Source organism: Pseudomonas sp. B21-040 (assembly GCF_024748695.1).
Taxonomy (GTDB): Bacteria; Pseudomonadota; Gammaproteobacteria; order Pseudomonadales; family Pseudomonadaceae; genus Aquipseudomonas.
In genome coordinates, this window is the sequence record NZ_CP087176.1 from 5,794,711 (window position 1) to 5,813,409 (window position 18,699).

Sequence of the window (18,699 nt, forward strand, 5' to 3'; positions counted from 1 at the left end):
GAGTGGACAAGAAAGAAAGCCACCCCGAGTTTAGCTCTCCTGACGGCAAAGGCCATACCCCAACATTGGTCTAAACGCCTGTCTGCGCTGGCAGGCTTTGATATTGCGGGTCTATAGTCAGCGTACCTTTTCGAGGATTACGCCATGAGCGAGCACGCCGCCGATCGCCGCCGCTTCAAACGTATCGCGTTCGATGCCAAAACCGAGTTGAGCCAAGGGGAATACATCTGGCCGGTGAAGCTGATCGACCTGTCGCTCAAGGGACTGCTGATCGAGAAGCCCGAGCCGTGGCTGGGTAATCGAGAGTGGCATTTCCTGGTCGATATTCACCTCACCGATGACGTTGCCATCAAGATGGATGTGCAACTGACCCACGATGATCATGGCCAGCTTGGCTTCGTCTGCAAACACATCAGCCTGGAATCGATTGAACGCCTGCGGCGGTTGATTGAACTCAACGTGGGAGACTCGCAAGAGCTGGAACGTGAGCTGGGGGCGTTGATCGAGATCTGAATTCACCCCCGGCTCCTACAGGAATTGCGGGTTACTCGAACAACGCGTCCAGTGCCTGTTCCAGACGGGTCACTGCAATTATCTGCAACCCCGGCGGTGATTCTTTCGGCGCATTGCCCTTGGGCACGATGGCGCGCTTGAAGCCGTGCTTGGCGGCTTCTTTCAGGCGTTCCTGACCGCTTGGCACCGGGCGCACTTCGCCCGACAGGCCGACTTCGCCAAACACCAACAGATCATGCGGCAGTGGCCGGTTACGCAAACTGGACATGACGGCCGCCATCAACGCCAGGTCTGATGCTGTTTCCAGCACCTTCACCCCGCCCACCACATTGAGGAATACGTCCTGATCGTGGGTCGGAATGCCGCCATGACGGTGTAAAACCGCGAGCAGCATCGCCAGGCGATTCTGATCCAGCCCCAGTGTTACCCGGCGCGGGTTGGCCAAATGACTGTCGTCCACCAAGGCCTGGACTTCCACCAGCATCGGTCGTGTGCCTTCCCACGTCGCCATGACCACACTGCCCGGAACTTCTTCCTGAGCGCGGGTGAGAAAAATCGCCGAGGGATTGGAGACTTCTTTCAAGCCCTTGTCGGTCATGCCGAACACACCCAATTCGTTAACTGCGCCAAAACGGTTTTTCACCGCCCGCAGTAAACGCAGACGCCCATCGGATTCGCCTTCGAAATACAGAACGGTGTCGACCATGTGCTCCAGCACGCGCGGACCGGCCAGCGCACCTTCTTTGGTCACGTGGCCGACCAGGAAAATCGCCGTGCCGCTTTGCTTGGCATAACGCACCAGCAGCGCTGCGCTCTCGCGAACCTGCGAGACACCGCCCGGTGCCGATTGCAGTTGTTCGGTGAAGATCGTCTGGATCGAGTCGATCACCATGACCTTGGGTTTTTCCACCCGGGCCGTGGCGATGATGGTTTCGATGCAGGTTTCGGTCATCACCCGCAGTTGGTCCTGCGGCAAACCCAGCCGGCGGGCGCGCATGGCCACTTGTTGCTGCGATTCTTCGCCGGTGACGTACAGCGCCGGCATGCTTTTGGCGAGGTTGCACAAGGTTTGCAACAGGATGGTCGACTTACCGATGCCAGGGTCACCGCCGATCAGCACTACCGAACCGTCGACCAGGCCACCGCCCAGCACCCGATCGAGTTCACTGGAGGCTGTGGAAAACCGCGGTATTTCTTCGACACTGACTTCGGCCAGTGTCTTGATCTGGGCCTGCTGACCGGTCCAGCCAGTGCGACCGCTCGGGGCGGCGGCGCCACCGCTTTCCACCATGGTTTCGGTCAGCGTGTTCCAGGCCCCGCACTCGCCGCATTGGCCGGCCCACTTGGGGAAGGTTGAGCCACACTCGGTGCAGCCGTACATGCGCTTGGCCTTGGCCATCTGAACTCCCGGCAAAAACCGCGATGATAGCTCAGCTGACACCGATCAGCGCGGCGCGGCGGTACGGATTTCGCCGCTGGCCAGACGCGTGGCGCTGTTGCCTAACGGATCTTCGGCGTTCAGGTCCGCGCCTTTGGCCTTGAGTGCATCGAGCAGCTCGGCACGTTTGAACAATCCGGCGTACATCGCCGCAGTCTGCCCCGCACCGTTGCGCTGGTCCGGACTGCAACCGGCCGACAACAAGGTCCGGGCGATTTGCACTTCGCCTTTGAAAATCGCCCCCATCAATGCCGTGTTGCCTCGCTGGTCCTGAGCACAGGCATCCGCGCCGGCGGCGAGCAAGCGATCGACTGCGCCGGTCTGGCCGTGATAGGCCGCCAGTATCAACGCGGTATAACCCTTGCCATCGCGGGTATCGAGCGAGTATCCAGCCTCGATGAACGTGTCGAGCATTGGCACATCACCACGGCGGGCGGCGTCGAAGTAGTAATCCTGCAATTGAGCAGACAGCTCGGCCGCATCGTCACTTGTGGAGGAAAAGGCACTGGTCGAAAGCAACGCCAGCACCAGAAACAGATAATCACGCATCGCAATCTCCTTGGCTCGACGGGACCTCACCTGAGGTCCCGCTTTTCAGGCAAACGCGGTCAGTCGACCAGGTTGGCCGCCAGCGCCTTGACCCGGCTCAGGTCACCCTTGGCCACCTTGGTCACGCCCGTCCCGTATTCCGGGTCGGCCTTGTAGAGGAACGACAGGATGATGTGCTTGCTCTCGTCATCGGTTGTCGCGAGCGAACCGCCAAAACTCTCGATCAGGTCATTTCGCTCTTTTTTGCTGAAGGAGCGATACAGATCACCAGCCTGCTTGAAGTTTTGCTCGCGCTGGATCTTCGCCTGCTGGGTGCTGCCCGTCAGCGCCGATTGGCTGTAGCGCGCGGCTTGCGGTTCTTCGCGGGGCATTAGACGACTCGGCTGATAATTCACGCCTGTACTGCTTTGACCGATGTTCATCGCGCCGTCCTGATTACCGTTATTCACGGCAACTTTTGGCGCATTGATCGGCAACTGCAGCGCATTGGCGCCCAGACGATAGAGTTGCGTATCGGCGTAGGAAAACACTCGCCCTTGCAATAAGCGATCTTCCGAAGGCTCGATACCGGGAACAAGATTGGCGGGGGCCATGGCGACTTGTTCGGTTTCCTGGAAGACATTCGAAGGATTACGATTCAAGACCATTTGTCCAACTTTTCGTTCAGGAACTCCGGACCAGATCTTGGTCGCGTCCAATGGATCGAAATCAAACTTGTACAGATCTTGTGATTTTACAACCTGAACGTACAAGTCCCACTTCGGAAAGTCGCCCTTGTTAATATGCGCAACCAAGTCATTTGTCATATGACTGTAATCTTTACCTTGAACTTCTGTCACGGACTTTGGATCGAGATTATTAATCCCCTGCAAACTCTTCCAGTGAAACTTCACGTAGTGCACATCGCCTTTGGCGTTAACTAACTTGTAGGCGTGCACACCGTTGCCATCCATTTCCCGATAACTGGCGGGAGTACCAGAGTTGGAATACAACTCGGTCAGGGTGCGAGTGGCTTCCGGGACATGGGAGAAGAAGTCGAAACGCCGCGAATCATCGTCGAGGTTGGTGCGAGGGTCTGGTTTAAACGCATGGACCATGTCTGGAAATTTGATCGCGTCACGGATGAAGAAGGTCGGGAAATTGTTGCCCACCAGGTCCCAGTTGCCGTCGGTGGTGTAGAACTTGGTGGCGAAACCGCGAGGGTCGCGCAGGGTTTCCGGCGAATGGTTGCCATGAACAACGGCGGAGAAACGCACGAACACCGGTGTGCTCTGGCCACCAGCAAACACTTTCGCCTTGGTCAGGTCGCTCAGGTCATTGGTCACGGTGAACGTGCCATGGGCCCCGGTGCCACGAGCATGCACCACACGCTCAGGAATGCGCTCACGGTCAAAGCGCTGCAGCTTCTGGATCAGTTGCACGTCCTGCAACAGCACCGGGCCAGTGGCACCCGCGGTTTGTGAGTTCTGGTTATCCCCCACGGCAGCACCGTTATCGCGGGTCAGTGTTGCAGCATGGACGGAGAAGGACAGTAGAGTGGCGGTTAAAACGCCAAAGGTACGCCGATGGGGAAAAGTCCCCAGGCCGATGGTCGAAGTCATATCAGGTTCCTCTGTTTTCAAGACGCACTCCCAGTGCGTGGACCAGAGGCTAGGGACCGAAGCGGTAAAACTTAAATAGAAATATCGCAACGTGACGATTCAGAATTTTATGTCGCCAATCAGTTACTTAACGCGTATTTTGCGCGCGACTGCTGGCACTTTGCCTTTTAATTGCCGGCAAACAGGTCAATTACATCGAGCATTGTAATTAGGTGTTTCGAGCACGAGTCGTTTTGCTGATTTACACTGCGTTCACCAACCTCATCTGTAACAAGGAAATAACCTATGGGCGTGATAAGTGAGTTCAAGGCCTTCGCGGTCAAAGGTAATGTGATCGACATGGCGGTCGGTATCATCGTCGGCGCGGCCTTCGGCAAGATCGTTACGTCGTTTGTCGGTGACGTGGTCATGCCGCCCATTGGCCTGTTGATCGGCGGGGTCGACTTCAGTGATCTGGCCATTACGCTTAAGGCCGCCGAAGGCAACGCCCCGGCCGTGGTGATGGCCTACGGCAAATTTATCCAGAGCATGATTGACTTCGTCATTGTCGCGCTCGCGATTTTCATGGGGATCAAAGCGATCAACCAACTGAAGCGCGAAGAGGCCGCCGCCCCGACACTGCCGCCGGTTCCGAGCAAGGAAGAAGAGTTGTTGAGCGAAATCCGCGACCTTCTCAAAGCCCAGAACAATCGGCCCTGACAGGCTGGCTGCAACAAGAAACGGCGCCTTTGGCAGACTGTGTGAAAACGCGCTGAAGGCCGGCCCAACAAACGCCCCGACTTGTTCGGGGCGTTTGTTTTGGTGCGGGCGACAGGCGAAAAAAGCCTTTCAGCCCATTAACGCCATCAATTGGCGGGCCCCGAGCACACTAATTGCGCGTTTTAGGTTGTAGGCACTCACTGCCAAGGCCATTTCCGCTCTCGCGCCCTCCAGTTGACGCAACAGGAAGCGAGCATTGCCAAACAGCCATTGCTTCAGGTTGCCGAAGGGGTGCTCAACAATGGATCTTCGGTTGGCCATCATCTGCGGATGGGCCAGCATTCGTTGCTCCATTCGCTCAAAGGCTTCTTCATGGGCGTGGCGTGAGACGTAGCGGCGCTGAGCGCCAGTGCATTGGGATTTGAGCGGGCAGGCGGCGCAGTCGCTGACATCTGCCTGATAGATCCGATCGCCCTTGTGGCGCTGTTTGAGCGTTAACCACTTGCCTGCCGGGCACTGATAACGATCGTGTTCGGCTTCGTAGATAAAGTCTTTGCGCTCAAAAAAGTCCTCACCACCAGGATTGACCGAGCGGTTGGGCGGCACATAAACGGTAATCGCAGCCTCCTCGCAGGCCTGAAACTGCTGGCCGTTGGAGTAGCCGGCATCGGCAGTCACGGTCAGGGCATCTTGTTCCAGCTGTTCTTTGGCGGCTTTAGCCATTGGTTCGAGTTGCTTGCGGTCGTCGCCATCCTGGGTAACCTCATGATGCAGAATCAGGCAATGCTTGGCATCCACGGCGCTCTGCACGTTATAGGACACACGCGGCCCCTTGGGCGTGCGCATCATTCGGGCATCGCTTTCGTGGGTGTTGAACTGCTCCAGGCCCATCGAGTTCATCAGCGCTTGGCAGCTCTGATTGTCCTGCTGGCGAACTTTAAGCTGCACCAGTGCTGTTTTGATCGCGCCGCGATCAATCACCTCTCCCGCATCGAGCCTGTCAGCCTCATCCAGTTCGGCCAGATACTGAGCGATGCGCTTATCCAGTTTTTCTTCCTGACGCTTGAGTTGCTTGAGGTTCATATGGCGCCGCGAGGAAGCGACTGCCTGAAACTTGCTGCCGTCGATGGCCACCAAGTCTCCTGCGATCAGACCGGCCATGCGGCAAAACCGGACGAAGGCACCGCACGTCGCCACAAAGGCGGATTTGTTGTTTTTGCGAAAGTCGGCGATGGTCTTGAAGTCGGGCTTAAGCCGGTTGATCAGCCACATCACTTCGATGTTGCGCTGGCACTCGGCTTCGAGACGCCGCGATGAGCGAATCCGCTGAAAATAGCCATAGAGGTAGAGCTTGAGCTGATCGGCAGGATCATAAGAAGGACGACCTGTGCTTTTGGGCAGCGCTTTATCAAAGCCCAGTTGCACCAGATCCAGCTTGGCGACGTACAGGTCAATAACCCGAACGAGATGATCCTCGGGGATCAGTTCTTCCAGCGAGACCGGGAACAGACTGGTCTGGCTACGGGACTCACCTTGGATGTAAGCCATAACGAAAAATGCTCCGTATCTTTCGATACGGAGCATTTTCTTTGAGCTTTGCGCAGATTGCTAGGTTTTCACACAGTCTGTTGGGGCGCCGTTTTTTTTTACCAGAAGTTTTCCACAGCCACTTGGCCGGGTCGTCGACTGAGGCTCAAGTGCATGTCACGCTGTTTGAGCAATTTACGCGTGTCATCGATCATCTGCGGATTACCACACAACATGACCCGCGAATGCTCGGCCGTCAGCGCCACGCCTGCTGCCCGTTCCAGCTCGCCATTTTCGATCAGCGTAGTGATCCGTCCATTCAGGGCGCCAGGGTGTTGCTCGCGAGTGACGGTGGCGATGAACTGCAACTTGTGGGCGTATTCGGCCAGATAATCGCGTTGCCCCAACTCGGCGATCAGCGCCTGATAAGCCAGTTCCCGGGCTTCGCGTACGCTATAGACGAGGAGAATGCGCTCGAATTTCTCCCACACTTCGAAGTCCTGCAGGATCGACAGAAACGGAGCAATGCCGGTGCCTGTGGATAACAACCAGAGGTCACGCCCATCGACAAAGCGGTCAGGGGTCAAATAACCAAAGGCCTGGCGGTCGACCAGTAAGGTATCGCCAACGTCCAGGCGACTCAGCTCGCTGGTGAACTCCCCGCCTGGCACCACAATGGAGAAGAACTCGAGAAACTCGTCATACGGTGAGGACACCATCGAATAGGCACGCCAGACCGTACCGCCATCCGCCTTGGTAACGCCTAGCCGGGCAAACTGCCCCGCCCTGAAACGAAAGCCCGGATCCCGGGTAACCCGCAGGGTAAAGAGATTCGGGGTCAACGGCTGGACGTCGAGCAAGGTTTGGCGAGTGAACTTTTCGGCACTGGCGGTCATGGGTCGCTCCATTGAACTGATACCGCCAGTGTCGCGCAAAGCAGATGATGTAAACACTGATAATTTGTAGTGTCTTTAGAAATGAGATCCGCTGTTAGTCGCACTGAGTTGTACAACTGCTTATACATCGTATATGACATACAAAAACTTGTACAAAAAACAATAAATAGAATTACATCCACCATGCTAGATAGTTTTATCTGCGCCTCCCAAAGCTAAGAACCAGATATGCACTTCCGATAGTTTTCAAGAGCAAAAAATTGCAGCACTTATGTAGGATTACTCCTACACTCGGCACGTGCTGGATCTCGGATCCAAACATGCACCCCCAAGATGTTCGCATGGAGTTACCGCAATGAAAATGTGGAAGGAGTCGCAGTTACGACAGATATACGACGCCAAGGAAATTAAATCCGCCTATGAAATCTCACTCGATCTGATCCAGTGTCTTGGCTTCAATTTCTGTGCTTTTTCAATTACATCCTCCGCGGATGGACTTAATTGCGACACGGTAAGTTTTAACAATTATCCGCCCGATTGGAACACGAAGTATGAACATGAACATTTTGGTGACATAGATCCAATACTAGCTCATTGCAATCAATCAGAGCTGCCAATTCTTTGGGAGGATGAGGTCTTTTCAAAGGCTCCTCAGTTGAGACAGGCGCAAAAAAAACAAGGCTTGCAGTATGGCTGGTCACAATCGTTACACGACGGTAGCGGTCTGCGCAGTATGTTTAGCCTGGCCAGAAGCAGCACCCCGATCACTGCCGAGGAACTGTATGGACATCTGGGTTACGTCATTTTCATCAACCACCATATGCATGATCTCGCGGCTCAAAAACTGCGGCATCGCCTGCCGGCAGCCTGCACACCTCATTTGTCGACGCGTGAAGTCGAAATCCTGAAATTGTCGGCCGACGGCAAGACCGCCTATGAATGCTCCAGAATTCTCAGCATCAGCGAACGCACCATCAATTTCCATGTGCGCAGCGCGATCCAGAAGTTTGGCGTGAACAACAAGATTGCAGCGGTGATAAAGGCGGTGAGGACGGGCGCCATCTGAATCCACCCGGTTCATGGAAAACCCGCGAGTAATCCAACCGAAAAAAAAGTACCATTTGCGGTCCCCCCTGAGTGATGACGTGTTTAACATCTCGTCGATGTGCACTCGGACGGTCCCGCCCGCTACAACGCCTTCGGCAGCGGGACACCACACCCGTTGACTACCCAGAGCCCCGCCTCATGCCCCTGCTCGAAACGCCCTTCGCCCAACTCGATCTGATCCGTCAGCCAGAGCAGCAGAACGAACCGCTGCAAGCTTTCGATGCGGCTGACGAATACCTGCTCAACCATCTGGCCGAACAACACCCCACGGCCGAGACTCGGGTATTGGTGCTCAACGACAGTTTTGGCGCGCTGGCTGCCAGCCTCGCGGGCAAGGTCCGGGTCATCAGCAGCGGCGACTCATTCCTGGCCTTTCAGGGACTGGAGAAAAACCTGATCCGTAACGGCCAGGCGTTTGACGCGGTGCCCCATGTGCCTGCCAGCGAAGTGCTCAGTGGCCCGTTTGACCGGGTATTGATCCGCGTACCGAAAACCCTGGCGTTGCTGGAGGAACAATTGATTCGCCTGCAAAGCCAACTGGCGCCGGGCGCGCAGGTGATTGCGGCGGCGATGATCAAGCATCTGCCACGTGCTGCCGGTGATCTGCTGGAACGCTACATCGGCCCGGTGCAAGCCTCCCTGGCGGTGAAAAAGGCCCGGCTATTGATCGCCACACCTGAAGCAAAAGCGCCTGCCGTGTCCCCCTACCCTTCGCGCTACCAACTCGATGACCCGGCCATTGAGCTGCTCAACCATGCCAATGTGTTCTGCCGCGAAGGCCTGGACATCGGCACGCGGGCCTTTCTGCCGCACTTGCCGAAAAACCTTGGCACCGCGCGAGTGGCCGACCTCGGGTGTGGTAATGGCGTGTTGGCCATTGCCAGTGCGCTGCAAAACCCTGAGGCGCAGTACACGTTGGTGGACGAGTCGTTCATGGCGGTGCAATCGGCCGCCGAAAACTGGCACGCGGCGCTGGGTGACAGAGCGGTCGTAGTGCGGGCAGGCGATGGCCTGGCGGGGCAAGAACCGCAATCCCTGGACGTAGTGCTGTGCAATCCGCCCTTCCACCAGCAACAAGTCGTCGGCGACTTCCTCGCCTGGCGCATGTTCCAGCAAGCCCGTGAAGCGCTGGTGGTCGGTGGCGCGCTGTACATCGTCGGCAACCGTCACCTGGGTTACCACAGCAAGCTCGCCCGACTGTTCCGTGGCGTCGAGCAAGTGGCCGCCACCCCAAAATTCGTGATTCTCAAAGCCCGCAAATAAGCGCGGGCAAAAAAAACCCTCCACGCGGGAGGGTTGCAAGTCCGTGCCTCCAAGGCAACGGGATGGGATCTTCAGTGTGTGGTCAGCCCCGCAGCATTCATGAACATGCGCATCAGGCTCGCCACAATAAACAGGGCTGCGACGCTACCGACCCAGATCAGGGCCAGCCATCCAAGCCGCTGCCACAGCGGCTTTTTTTCGGCTTCTTCAATGTCGTGCAGGGAATGTTTGCCGTTCATTGCATCGATCCTCAGTCAGGTCGATGGCGCCGGTGAGGGCGCCATCGTCGGAACGCCGCCCGGAGCAAGCTCGCCCACAGTGCTAGTGATAACCGTCTTCGTGGGTCACCTTGCCGCGGAACACGTAGTAGCTCCAGAAGGTGTAGCCCAGGATGAACGGGATGATGAATAACGTGCCCACCAGCATGAAGCCTTGGCTTTGCGGGGGTGCGGCGGCGTCCCAGATCGAGATCGACGGAGGCACGATGTTCGGCCACAGGCTGATGCCCAAACCACTGTAGCCGAGGAAGATCAGCACCAGCGTCAGCAGGAATGGCGTGTAGTGCGCATTGCGGGCGACGGCGCGGATCAAACCGTACATGGTCACCAGCACCAGAATCGGCACAGGCATAAACCAGAACAGGTTGGGCAACGTGAACCAGCGTGCGGCGATTTCGGCGTGGGCCAAGGGCGTCCAGATGCTGACGATACCGATCACCGCCAACACCACGAAAGCCAGCGGCCGTGCCAGGTCGTGCATTTGCTCTTGCAGCTTGCCTTCGGTCTTCATGATCAGCCAGGTGCAGCCGAGTAGCGCATAAGCCACCACGAGCGCCACACCGCAAAACAGGGTGAACGGTGTCAGCCAGTCCAGCGAACCACCGGCAAACTGGCGATTGACCACCGGCAACCCATCAATGAAAGCCCCCAACGCCACGCCCTGGAAGAAGGTCGCGGTGACGGACCCACCGATAAATGCCTTGTCCCAGAGATGGCGTTTGTCGTCCCTGGCCTTGAAGCGAAATTCAAAGGCCACACCACGGAAAATCAACCCGATCAGCATCAGGATCAGCGGCAGGTACAACGCCGAAAGCACCACCGAATACGCCAGCGGGAAGGCGCCAAACAATGCCGCGCCGCCCAGTACCAGCCAGGTTTCGTTTCCGTCCCACACCGGTGCAACGGTGTTCATCATGACGTCGCGGTCGGTCTTGCCCGGGATGAACGGGAAGAGAATCCCGATGCCCAGGTCGAAGCCGTCCATCACCACGTACATCATGATGCCGAAGATGATGATCACGGCCCAGATCAGCGGAAGATCAATACCCATGACTCAAATCTCCTTGGTCAGGCTGTGGCTGTGGTCGCTTTCAACGCTGTCGTCAGCGGCAGACAGGGGACGTGCCGGCGTGCGTTTCTGGCCAGGACCACCGTCGTTGGTTTCCTTGCCTTCGTCGATCTTCGGCCCTTTGCGCACCAGTCGCATCATGTAGCCCAGGCCGGCACCGAACAGCGCGAAATAGACCACGACGAACAGAATCAACGTGATGCTCATCTGCACGAAGCTATGGTTGGAGGAGGCATCCGCCGTGCGCATCAGACCGTAAACCACCCAAGGCTGGCGGCCGATTTCCGTGGTAAACCAACCCGCGAGGATGGCGATCAGACCGGACGGGCCCATCCACAACGCCAGGTAAAGGAACGGTCGCGAGGTGTAAAGCTTGTCGCGTTTGCGCAGCCACAGGCTCCACAAACCGGTGAAGATCATCAGCATGCCCAAGCCGACCATGATCCGGAACGACCAGAACACAATCGTCGAATTCGGCCGGTCTTCAGGCGGGAACTCCTTGAGCGCCGGCACCTGCTTGTCCAGCGAGTGAGTAAGAATCAGGCTGCCCAGGTACGGAATCTCGACGACAAATTTGGTTCTTTCTTCTTTCATGTCCGGCCAGCCGAACAGGATCAGTGGGGTCGGCTCATCACCCTTGTTTTCCCAGTGGCCTTCAATCGCAGCGATTTTCGCCGGTTGATGCTTGAGCGTATTGAGGCCGTGGAAATCACCGATGACGGCTTGAATCGGCGCCACGATCAAGGCCATCCACATGGCCATCGAGAGCATGGTGCGGATCGCCGGGTTGTCCTTGCCGCGCAGCAAATGCCAGGCCGCCGAGGAGCCGACGAAAAACGCCGTGGCCACAAACGCTGCGGTCGCCATGTGCATCAGGCGATAGGGGAACGAGGGGTTGAAAATCACCGCCAGCCAGTCGGTTGGAATCACCTGGCCATTAACGATTTCGAAACCCTGAGGCGTTTGCATCCAGCTGTTGGATGCCAAAATCCAGAACGTCGAGATCAGCGTGCCGATGGCCACCATGACCGTGGCGAAGAAGTGCAGTTTGCGTCCGACCTTGTTCCAGCCAAACAACATGACCCCAAGGAAACCCGCTTCGAGGAAGAAAGCCGTCAGGACTTCGTACGTCAGCAATGGCCCGGTCACCGAACCGGCGAAGTCCGAGAAGCGACTCCAATTGGTGCCGAACTGATACGCCATGACCAGCCCGGAGACCACGCCCATGCCGAAGTTGACGGCAAAGATCTTCGACCAGAAGTGATACAGGTCGCGGTAGGTATCGTTATGGGTTTTCAGCCACAGGCCTTCGAGCACCGCCAGGTAACTCGCCAGGCCGATCGTGATGGCCGGGAACAGAATGTGAAACGAGATGGTAAACGCGAACTGAATTCGGGCGAGATCAAGTGCCTCTAAACCGAACATAAGTCATCCTCTGTCAGGTAATACGGCTGCTGGCTGGAAGCCTGCATCCACGGTTCCCACGGGTATGGAGTGCGGCGAATTCAAATTCGTTCTTTTTTTTACAAGCATCGCAACGCAGGCATTCTGGCTGGCCGCCGGATCAATTCCCTGGGGAGTTTTGATCTGGGTCAATCAACGTTGAAAGAGTAGTCCCAATTCTGTTGATGAACCGCGTGGTCTTTTGCCGCGTGACAAGTTGCCTCATGGTATTGGTCACGGGCTGAAATACATTCCATGGTCATAGATAGCCAAAGGTGAATGAAATCGATGTCTGGCTAACGATTTTTTCGCTCGTGGCAACTTCCTGTTACAGCTTGGTGATAATCTCGCCGCTCCACTCTCCAGATTTGCCTCCAGATGCCCAGCCAAGCGCCCTTGCTGTTACGTCATCATCGCCCTTTCCTTGCGTTCTGGCTGGCCCGGGTGTTTACCGCCAGTGGTTTTCAGATGCTCACCGTGGCCATTGGCTGGAACCTCTACCAACTGACCGGCAACGTGCTCGACCTGGGCTTGGTCGGCTTGGTGGAGTTCGCACCGCGCGTGCTGTTCATGCTGCACACCGGGCATGTCGCCGACCGCTATGACCGGCGCAAAGTCGCTGCGATCTGTCAGTCCTTGCAAGCGCTGATCGCCTTGTCCCTGGCCATTGGCAGCGCGACCGATCATGTCACCCGGGAAATGATCTTCATCCTCGCGTTTCTGCTGGGTGCCGCGCGATCTTTCGAAATGCCCACCACTCAAGCCCTGTTGCCGAGCATCGTGCCCAGTGCGCTGTTTCCTCGCGCGGTGGCCGCCGCACAATCGGCGCAGCAGTCCGCCACCATCGTCGCCCCGGCGCTCGGGGGGTTGCTCTATGCCTTCGGCAGCGTCTGGGTGTATGGCCCGACGGTGATCCTCTACATCATTGCGTGCGTGCTGATGCTCAACCTGCCGGCCCGGCAAACGCCATTGAACAAGGGCAAGGCAACCCTGGACTCGCTGCTGGCGGGCATCCGCTTCATTCGCAGTCGCCCGGACATTCTCGGGGCGATTTCTCTGGATCTGTTTGCGGTCTTGCTCGGTGGCGCCACAGCATTGCTGCCGGTGTTCGCCAAAGACATCCTGCTGACCGGCCCGTGGGGGCTAGGCCTGCTGCGTTCCGCGCCGGCAGTCGGAGCGCTGTTGATGTCGCTGTTCCTGGCGCGATTTGCGGTTGAACGCAACGTCGGACGCGTGATGTTCACGGCTGTCGGGGTGTTCGGCGTGGCCACCATCGCGTTCGGTCTCTCGACTTCGTTCTGGTTCTCACTCGCGGTGCTGGTGGTGCTGGGCGCGGCAGACATGATCAGCATGGTGATCCGCGCCTCGTTCGTGCAATTGGAAACACCGGACGAAATGCGCGGCCGGGTCAGCGCCGTCAACGGTTTGTTCATCGGCGCTTCGAACCAGCTGGGCGAATTCGAATCCGGCCTGACCGCCCACTGGTTCGGCACCGTGCCGGCAGTGGTCATGGGCGGGATCGGCACATTGGTGGTGACCGGGACCTGGGTGAAACTGTTCCCGACCTTGGCCAACCGTGACCGCATGCATGTGCCGGTGGAAGAAGTGAAGGTCTGAACCTCTAAACCAACAACTCCCCCGCCACCGCCGTTCGCGTGGCTTTGCCGCAGAGTTGTTCCACCAGCGTCAAGGCAAATGCCAGCGCGGCCCCGGAACCCTGGGCGGTTATGCAGTTGCCGTCGACCACCACTGGTTGATCGACGAAGTTGCAACCTGACAATTGATGGCTGGCCGACGGCAGGCAGGTCATGCGTCGCTGGCGCAATACGCCAAAGTGTTGCAACGCGACCGCCGGGGCTTCGGCGATGCCCGCGAACAGGCGTCCGGCGGCGGCATGATCCTTGATCAATTGTTGCAGGGGTTGGTGCGCCGCCAAGTGTTGCGCGCCCACGGCGCCGCCGGGCAAGGCGATGAGGTCGAACGGCTGGGCCAGCAAGTCCACGAGCATGGCATCGGCCGTCAGCCGGGTGCCACGGGCGCAGGTGAGCATGCGCCGCCCCTCGATGCTGGCCACTACCACTTCAACCTTGGCGCGGCGCAGCACATCGACGAGGGTCACTGTTTGCAGGTCATCGATGCCCTCGGCGAGGGTAATCAAAGCTCTAAAGGTCATGGGGACAGTCCACAGGGTGATCTTTAAAGCGTAGTCAGCTTTCGGGCGCAGCCGTTACTTGCGGCCGTTATTTGATGTAGAGCTGTGTCGACATCGTATTGCCCGGCGCGTTGATCGAGGTATTGCTAAAGGTGAAGACGCCATCCTGCTTGCCGGCCAGATCCAGAATGTACAGATAACCGACGGTTTTTCGCCCCACGGTGCACTCAGTCAGATTACCGGTATCAAAAGCGCAGACCGGCGTGCGAGTGCCGTTCACTTCAAACCCGTCCAATGCGACATGGGCCTCTCGTCCGTAGCCGATTTCCAGCACGTAGACTTTGATGTTCGGCCCGCTGTGGTCGCAGCGCGTCTGATCCTGCCCCTCGGCGATGTCTTCAAAGCCACAACCGGGTGATTCGACCTTCAGCACCTTCAACTGGCTCAACGGTGGCGCCATTGCGGCCAAGGCGCTTTGTGCTCCCAAAAGCAAGGCAGCCATGACACCAATGACAGCGATTACACGCGTTTTCATGCAATACATAGTGCCCCCCAAAACCGGCGCGCAGTATGGCTCACTTCGCTTGACGGCAAAACATCGACGACGATCACAGCCATAAGCAGCCATAACCCCACGCTGCTGGTATGATGCGCGGCTTTTTCCGGCCCACAGTAATTTCCCAGGCGCGTTCAGCGGTCTGTGCTTTGCTGTTGAGGTCGATACATTCACGGCGCCCGGCGCGCCACGGGGAGCAGACATGCTGGAAAGGCTGTTTCAACTCAAGGCTCACAACACCAACGTGCGGACCGAGATTCTGGCGGGCGTCACGACTTTCTTGGCCATGGCCTACATTCTATTCGTCAACCCGAGCATCCTCGGCGAGACCGGCATGGACAAGGGCGCGGTGTTCGTCGCTACCTGTCTGGCCGCCGCCATTGGCTCCACGATCATGGGCCTGATCGCCAACTACCCGATTGCGCTCGCGCCGGGCATGGGCTTGAACGCCTTCTTCACCTACACCGTGGTCCTGCACATGGGCCACACCTGGCAAGTGGCGCTGGGTGCGGTGTTTATTTCGGCGGTGTGCTTCTTCCTGCTGTCGATCTTCCGCATCCGTGAATGGATCATCAATAGCATCCCGCTGCCGCTGCGCTCGGCGATTGCCGCTGGTATCGGCCTGTTCCTGGCACTGATCGCCCTGCATAACGCAGGTATCGTGGTCAGCAACCCGGCGACCATGGTCGGCCTCGGTGACCTGAAACAACCCGCCCCGATCCTTGCGACCCTGGGTTTTGCCCTGATCGTTGCCCTTGAAGCCCTGGCCGTGCGCGGCGCAGTACTGATCGGCATTCTGGTGGTCACCATCGTTTCGATCGTAATGGGCTTCACCCCGTTCGGCGGCGTAATGTCGATGCCACCGTCGCTGGCCCCGACCTTCATGCAACTGGACATCAAAGGCGCACTGGACATCGGTCTGGTCAGCGTGATTTTTGCCTTCCTGTTCGTCGACCTGTTCGACAACTCCGGCACCCTGATCGGCGTTGCCAAGCGTGCCGGCCTGATGGGCAAGGACGGCCACATGCCGAAAATGGGTCGCGCCCTGATCGCCGACAGCACCGCGGCCATGGCCGGTTCGCTGCTGGGCACCTCGACCACGACCAGCTACATCGAATCCGCAGCCGGCGTGAGTGCCGGTGGCCGCACCGGCCTGACGGCCGTCGTGGTCGCGATTCTGTTTCTGCTGGCGCTGTTCTTCTCGCCACTGGCGGCCAGCGTTCCGGCGTTTGCCACGGCACCGGCACTGCTGTTCGTCGCCGTATTGATGACCTCCGGCCTGGCCGAAATAGACTGGGACGACATTACCGTTGCCGCACCGGTGGTGATCACTGCGCTGGCCATGCCGTTCACTTATTCCATCGCCAACGGCATCGCCTTCGGTTTCATCTCGTGGACCGCCATCAAGTTGATGTCCGGTCGCGGCCGTGAACTGAACCCGGCGCTGGTGATCCTGTCGATTCTGTTCGTGATCAAGCTGGGTTGGTTCAACGCATGACTTTTGATTCCCAGGCCTACGCCGTTCAGCTCGAAGAAAAGGTCACGCGCCTGCGTGACCTGCTGGCCCCGTTCGATGCACCTGAACCGGCCGTCTTCGACTCGCCGCTGCAAAACTTCCGCCTGCGCGCCGAATTCCGCCTGTGGCGTGAAGGCGGTGAGCGGCACTACGCGATGTTTTCCCAGGAAGACAAGCGCACGCCGATCCTGATCGAAGAATTCCCGATTGCCAGCCTGCGCATCAATGAATTGATGCCCCAGCTGAAGGCGGCCTGGATAGCCAGTGCGCCCCTGAGCCATAAGCTGTTCCAGGTGGAGTTCCTGACTACCCTGGCCGGCGATGCGATGATCACCCTGTGCTATCACCGTCCGCTGGACGAACACTGGCATGCGGCGGCAACGAAACTGGCCGCCGACCTGAACGTCAGCATCATCGGCCGCTCCAAGGGCAAGCGCGAAGTGATCGGTCACGATTATGTGGTCGAGAAACTGGAAGTCGGCGGTCGTACCTTCAGCTACCGCCAACCGGAAGGTGCGTTCACCCAGCCCAACGGCACCGTCAATCAGAAGATGCTCAACTGGGCTTACGACGCACTGGGCGACCGCGCGGACGATTTGCTGGAGCTCTATTGCGGCAACGGCAACTTCACCCTGCCGCTCGCGACCCGTGTACGCAAAGTACTGGCCACCGAAATCAGCAAGACCTCGGTCAACGCGGCGTTGAGCAACCTCAGCGAAAACGCGGTGGATAACGTCACGCTGGTGCGTTTGTCTGCCGAAGAGCTGACTGAAGCGCTGAACGAAGTCCGCCCTTTCCGTCGCTTGCATGGCATCGACCTCAAGAGCTATGAGTTCGGCAGCGTATTCGTCGACCCGCCCCGCGCCGGCATGGACCCGGACACCTGCGAGTTGACTCGACGCTTCGACAATATCCTCTACATTTCCTGCAACCCGGAAACCCTGGCGGCGAACATCGCCCAGTTGCACGACACGCACCGCATCACTCAGTGCGCAATGTTCGATCAGTTCCCGTGGACCCATCACATGGAATCCGGGGTGTTGTTGACCCGTCGTTGATTGCAGCCGATACAAACAAGCCGTCATCACGACGGCTTTTTTGTGGGCGGATCAAAGAGCCGCGTCGACCTTGCGCGGACGACCGCCCTTTTTGCCATTGGCCCGTGCAGCCTCGCTTTTGGCAGCGCTACTCTGACGACCATTGCGTGAGGCGACGACTGAAGAGGCCATGTCCATCAGCGACTTGCTCGCCGAAATCAACCCGGCAATGGAGACCTGTAAATCCCTGCCTTCATGGCACAAAGCGGTTCCCGAAAAGCCAACCTTCAAATCAGCGAATTCTCCAGCGTCAAAGCCATCAAATTCCGGGTAACTCTTCACCGGAAGGAGCACGCCGCTGCCGTCCTCAAAGCTGATGACCAGGCAATGTCCTGACCAAGCCACTGCAGTCGCATTCAATCCGCTACGACGACTCAACTCGCCTCGCTGAAGCGCCTGCTCCAGTGCAGCTTCAGTGACGGGGCTATCCGCCTGGTTTTTCGCCTTTATCGTTTTCATAATTCAATTTCCACTCCCTCCGCAGCCCCCACCAGGGCCAACAGAGTCTTGTTCGCCTCAGGCTCGTAACAGGCCGAGCCAATCATGTATGTCGTGCTGGCGATTCGTTTCATCACGACCACTTCATTGCCCTCCCAATCCCACAACTGATTGTCCAGGCACGCTGTATGCAGTCTGCTCCACCAGATGCCACGAGCTCTCCGTAAATGCGCAGGCTGCCGAAGCGCCTGTCGTAATCCTTCCAGTACCGCTGAAGGTGGCCGCTGTGAAAGAGGAACGACATCCCAGAGTTCGACGCCGTTGTGCCAGAAACTGAATTTGAAGCGTGCGCCCCATGTTCCTGCATCTACATGGACATGAGGCGGACAATGTTCGTCGCGCAGCATGATGACCAATGACAAGCCTTTGTAGCGGCATACGTTCATGCTAACCCATCCGTTAGGTTATAGATTGCAAAGATTCTCCACTCCTTGAAGAACCCGATAACTGGCGCTGATTGCTTGATGAACAATTCAGGATTGAGACTAGCTTCCGAG

19 protein-coding genes are annotated in these 18,699 nt (G+C 57.8%); 7 read left to right on the forward strand and 12 right to left on the reverse strand.

Features of this window, described 5'->3' with window-relative positions:
- Positions 1-144 precede the first annotated feature (144 nt).
- A complete protein-coding gene (locus LOY55_RS26510; protein WP_046028598.1) occupies positions 145-513 on the forward strand; it encodes a PilZ domain-containing protein in 369 nt (122 codons plus the stop codon).
- Between the two features lie 31 nt (positions 514-544).
- Here LOY55_RS26510 and radA read toward each other — a convergent pair whose 3' ends face one another.
- Genes radA through katB form a run of 3 tightly spaced genes read right to left on the reverse strand, consistent with a single transcriptional unit; the run spans position 545 to position 4,101 of the window.
- Complete coding sequence (gene radA, locus LOY55_RS26515) at positions 545-1,912, reverse strand: DNA repair protein RadA (protein WP_008028888.1); 1,368 nt, start codon at positions 1,910-1,912, stop codon at positions 545-547.
- Between the two features lie 45 nt (positions 1,913-1,957).
- Positions 1,958-2,500, reverse strand: coding sequence for an ankyrin repeat domain-containing protein (locus LOY55_RS26520; protein ID WP_109786312.1), 543 nt, complete (start codon positions 2,498-2,500; stop codon positions 1,958-1,960).
- Between the two features lie 59 nt (positions 2,501-2,559).
- Positions 2,560-4,101 carry a catalase KatB gene (gene katB, locus LOY55_RS26525; protein ID WP_223522718.1) on the reverse strand — a complete coding sequence of 514 codons (1,542 nt, stop codon included), beginning with the start codon at positions 4,099-4,101 and terminating at the stop codon, positions 2,560-2,562.
- Between the two features lie 285 nt (positions 4,102-4,386).
- Here katB and mscL point away from each other — a divergent pair, with 285 nt between their 5' ends.
- Positions 4,387-4,800, forward strand: coding sequence for a large-conductance mechanosensitive channel protein MscL (mscL, locus tag LOY55_RS26530; protein ID WP_077431233.1), 414 nt, complete (start codon positions 4,387-4,389; stop codon positions 4,798-4,800).
- A gap of 129 nt (positions 4,801-4,929) precedes the next feature.
- On the opposite strand, the gene LOY55_RS26535 is transcribed toward mscL, so the two are convergent.
- Positions 4,930-6,348: an IS1182 family transposase gene (locus tag LOY55_RS26535; RefSeq protein ID WP_223525272.1), complete on the reverse strand. Its 1,419-nt coding sequence runs from the start codon at positions 6,346-6,348 to the stop codon at positions 4,930-4,932.
- Between the two features lie 98 nt (positions 6,349-6,446).
- Positions 6,447-7,223 (reverse strand): ferredoxin--NADP reductase, encoded by a 777-nt coding sequence (locus LOY55_RS26540; protein ID WP_046028606.1) that lies wholly within the window; start codon positions 7,221-7,223, stop codon positions 6,447-6,449.
- A 355-nt stretch (positions 7,224-7,578) separates the two neighbouring features.
- Here LOY55_RS26540 and LOY55_RS26545 point away from each other — a divergent pair, with 355 nt between their 5' ends.
- The gene (locus tag LOY55_RS26545) at positions 7,579-8,289 is read left to right on the forward strand and encodes an autoinducer binding domain-containing protein (RefSeq protein WP_109786314.1); all 711 of its coding nucleotides are present in this window, start codon (positions 7,579-7,581) and stop codon (positions 8,287-8,289) included.
- Between the two features lie 179 nt (positions 8,290-8,468).
- Positions 8,469-9,593: a class I SAM-dependent methyltransferase gene (locus LOY55_RS26550; RefSeq protein ID WP_223522717.1), complete on the forward strand. Its 1,125-nt coding sequence runs from the start codon at positions 8,469-8,471 to the stop codon at positions 9,591-9,593.
- Between the two features lie 71 nt (positions 9,594-9,664).
- On the opposite strand, the gene LOY55_RS26555 is transcribed toward LOY55_RS26550, so the two are convergent.
- The 3 genes from LOY55_RS26555 to LOY55_RS26565 all read right to left on the reverse strand — a co-directional run bounded on the left by LOY55_RS26555 (position 9,665) and on the right by LOY55_RS26565 (position 12,365).
- The gene (locus tag LOY55_RS26555; RefSeq protein WP_077431231.1) at positions 9,665-9,832 is read right to left on the reverse strand and encodes a DUF2474 domain-containing protein; all 168 of its coding nucleotides are present in this window, start codon (positions 9,830-9,832) and stop codon (positions 9,665-9,667) included.
- An 82-nt stretch (positions 9,833-9,914) separates the two neighbouring features.
- Positions 9,915-10,922 (reverse strand): cytochrome d ubiquinol oxidase subunit II, encoded by a 1,008-nt coding sequence (cydB, locus tag LOY55_RS26560; protein WP_109786316.1) that lies wholly within the window; start codon positions 10,920-10,922, stop codon positions 9,915-9,917.
- A 3-nt stretch (positions 10,923-10,925) separates the two neighbouring features.
- Positions 10,926-12,365, reverse strand: coding sequence for a cytochrome ubiquinol oxidase subunit I (locus LOY55_RS26565; protein WP_223522716.1), 1,440 nt, complete (start codon positions 12,363-12,365; stop codon positions 10,926-10,928).
- A gap of 396 nt (positions 12,366-12,761) precedes the next feature.
- Between LOY55_RS26565 and LOY55_RS26570 the strand changes: the two genes are divergently transcribed.
- Complete coding sequence (locus LOY55_RS26570; RefSeq protein WP_046028617.1) at positions 12,762-14,000, forward strand: MFS transporter; 1,239 nt, start codon at positions 12,762-12,764, stop codon at positions 13,998-14,000.
- A 4-nt stretch (positions 14,001-14,004) separates the two neighbouring features.
- Here LOY55_RS26570 and LOY55_RS26575 read toward each other — a convergent pair whose 3' ends face one another.
- A complete protein-coding gene (locus tag LOY55_RS26575) occupies positions 14,005-14,556 on the reverse strand; it encodes a DJ-1 family glyoxalase III (protein ID WP_223522715.1) in 552 nt (183 codons plus the stop codon).
- Positions 14,557-14,623: 67 nt separating this feature from the next.
- Positions 14,624-15,079 carry a DUF4879 domain-containing protein gene (locus LOY55_RS26580; RefSeq protein ID WP_408981007.1) on the reverse strand — a complete coding sequence of 152 codons (456 nt, stop codon included), beginning with the start codon at positions 15,077-15,079 and terminating at the stop codon, positions 14,624-14,626.
- Positions 15,080-15,293: 214 nt separating this feature from the next.
- Between LOY55_RS26580 and LOY55_RS26585 the strand changes: the two genes are divergently transcribed.
- Positions 15,294-16,589, forward strand: coding sequence for an NCS2 family permease (locus LOY55_RS26585; protein WP_046028625.1), 1,296 nt, complete (start codon positions 15,294-15,296; stop codon positions 16,587-16,589).
- Positions 16,586-17,665, forward strand: coding sequence for a tRNA (uridine(54)-C5)-methyltransferase TrmA (gene trmA, locus LOY55_RS26590; RefSeq protein ID WP_046028626.1), 1,080 nt, complete (start codon positions 16,586-16,588; stop codon positions 17,663-17,665). Before LOY55_RS26585 ends, trmA begins: the two co-directional genes overlap by 4 nt.
- Before the next feature lie 51 nt (positions 17,666-17,716).
- Here the strand turns inward: trmA and LOY55_RS26595 are convergent, their stop codons facing one another.
- Both LOY55_RS26595 and LOY55_RS26600 read right to left on the reverse strand, forming a co-directional pair.
- A complete protein-coding gene (locus tag LOY55_RS26595; RefSeq protein ID WP_046028627.1) occupies positions 17,717-18,163 on the reverse strand; it encodes a DUF2442 domain-containing protein in 447 nt (148 codons plus the stop codon).
- Positions 18,160-18,588, reverse strand: coding sequence for a DUF4160 domain-containing protein (locus LOY55_RS26600; protein ID WP_109786319.1), 429 nt, complete (start codon positions 18,586-18,588; stop codon positions 18,160-18,162). Before LOY55_RS26600 ends, LOY55_RS26595 begins: the two co-directional genes overlap by 4 nt.
- Positions 18,589-18,699: the final 111 nt, after the last annotated feature.

What these genes read in the sequence shown, in the direction of transcription:
- LOY55_RS26550 (WP_223522717.1), top strand. Translation starts at nt 8,469, where the DNA reads ATGCCCCTGCTCGAAACGCCCTTCGCCCAACTCGATCTGATCCGTCAG.
- radA (WP_008028888.1), bottom strand. Translation starts at nt 1,912, where the DNA reads ATGGCCAAGGCCAAGCGCATGTACGGCTGCACCGAGTGTGGCTCAACC.
- LOY55_RS26600 (WP_109786319.1), bottom strand. Translation starts at nt 18,588, where the DNA reads ATGAACGTATGCCGCTACAAAGGCTTGTCATTGGTCATCATGCTGCGC.
- LOY55_RS26595 (WP_046028627.1), bottom strand. Translation starts at nt 18,163, where the DNA reads ATGAAAACGATAAAGGCGAAAAACCAGGCGGATAGCCCCGTCACTGAA.
- LOY55_RS26565 (WP_223522716.1), bottom strand. Translation starts at nt 12,365, where the DNA reads ATGTTCGGTTTAGAGGCACTTGATCTCGCCCGAATTCAGTTCGCGTTT.
- LOY55_RS26540 (WP_046028606.1), bottom strand. Translation starts at nt 7,223, where the DNA reads ATGACCGCCAGTGCCGAAAAGTTCACTCGCCAAACCTTGCTCGACGTC.
- LOY55_RS26535 (WP_223525272.1), bottom strand. Translation starts at nt 6,348, where the DNA reads ATGGCTTACATCCAAGGTGAGTCCCGTAGCCAGACCAGTCTGTTCCCG.
- cydB (WP_109786316.1), bottom strand. Translation starts at nt 10,922, where the DNA reads ATGGGTATTGATCTTCCGCTGATCTGGGCCGTGATCATCATCTTCGGC.
- mscL (WP_077431233.1), top strand. Translation starts at nt 4,387, where the DNA reads ATGGGCGTGATAAGTGAGTTCAAGGCCTTCGCGGTCAAAGGTAATGTG.
- LOY55_RS26545 (WP_109786314.1), top strand. Translation starts at nt 7,579, where the DNA reads ATGAAAATGTGGAAGGAGTCGCAGTTACGACAGATATACGACGCCAAG.
- trmA (WP_046028626.1), top strand. Translation starts at nt 16,586, where the DNA reads ATGACTTTTGATTCCCAGGCCTACGCCGTTCAGCTCGAAGAAAAGGTC.
- katB (WP_223522718.1), bottom strand. Translation starts at nt 4,101, where the DNA reads ATGACTTCGACCATCGGCCTGGGGACTTTTCCCCATCGGCGTACCTTT.
- LOY55_RS26585 (WP_046028625.1), top strand. Translation starts at nt 15,294, where the DNA reads ATGCTGGAAAGGCTGTTTCAACTCAAGGCTCACAACACCAACGTGCGG.
- LOY55_RS26575 (WP_223522715.1), bottom strand. Translation starts at nt 14,556, where the DNA reads ATGACCTTTAGAGCTTTGATTACCCTCGCCGAGGGCATCGATGACCTG.
- LOY55_RS26580 (WP_408981007.1), bottom strand. Translation starts at nt 15,079, where the DNA reads ATGTATTGCATGAAAACGCGTGTAATCGCTGTCATTGGTGTCATGGCT.
- LOY55_RS26570 (WP_046028617.1), top strand. Translation starts at nt 12,762, where the DNA reads ATGCCCAGCCAAGCGCCCTTGCTGTTACGTCATCATCGCCCTTTCCTT.
- LOY55_RS26555 (WP_077431231.1), bottom strand. Translation starts at nt 9,832, where the DNA reads ATGAACGGCAAACATTCCCTGCACGACATTGAAGAAGCCGAAAAAAAG.
- LOY55_RS26510 (WP_046028598.1), top strand. Translation starts at nt 145, where the DNA reads ATGAGCGAGCACGCCGCCGATCGCCGCCGCTTCAAACGTATCGCGTTC.
- LOY55_RS26520 (WP_109786312.1), bottom strand. Translation starts at nt 2,500, where the DNA reads ATGCGTGATTATCTGTTTCTGGTGCTGGCGTTGCTTTCGACCAGTGCC.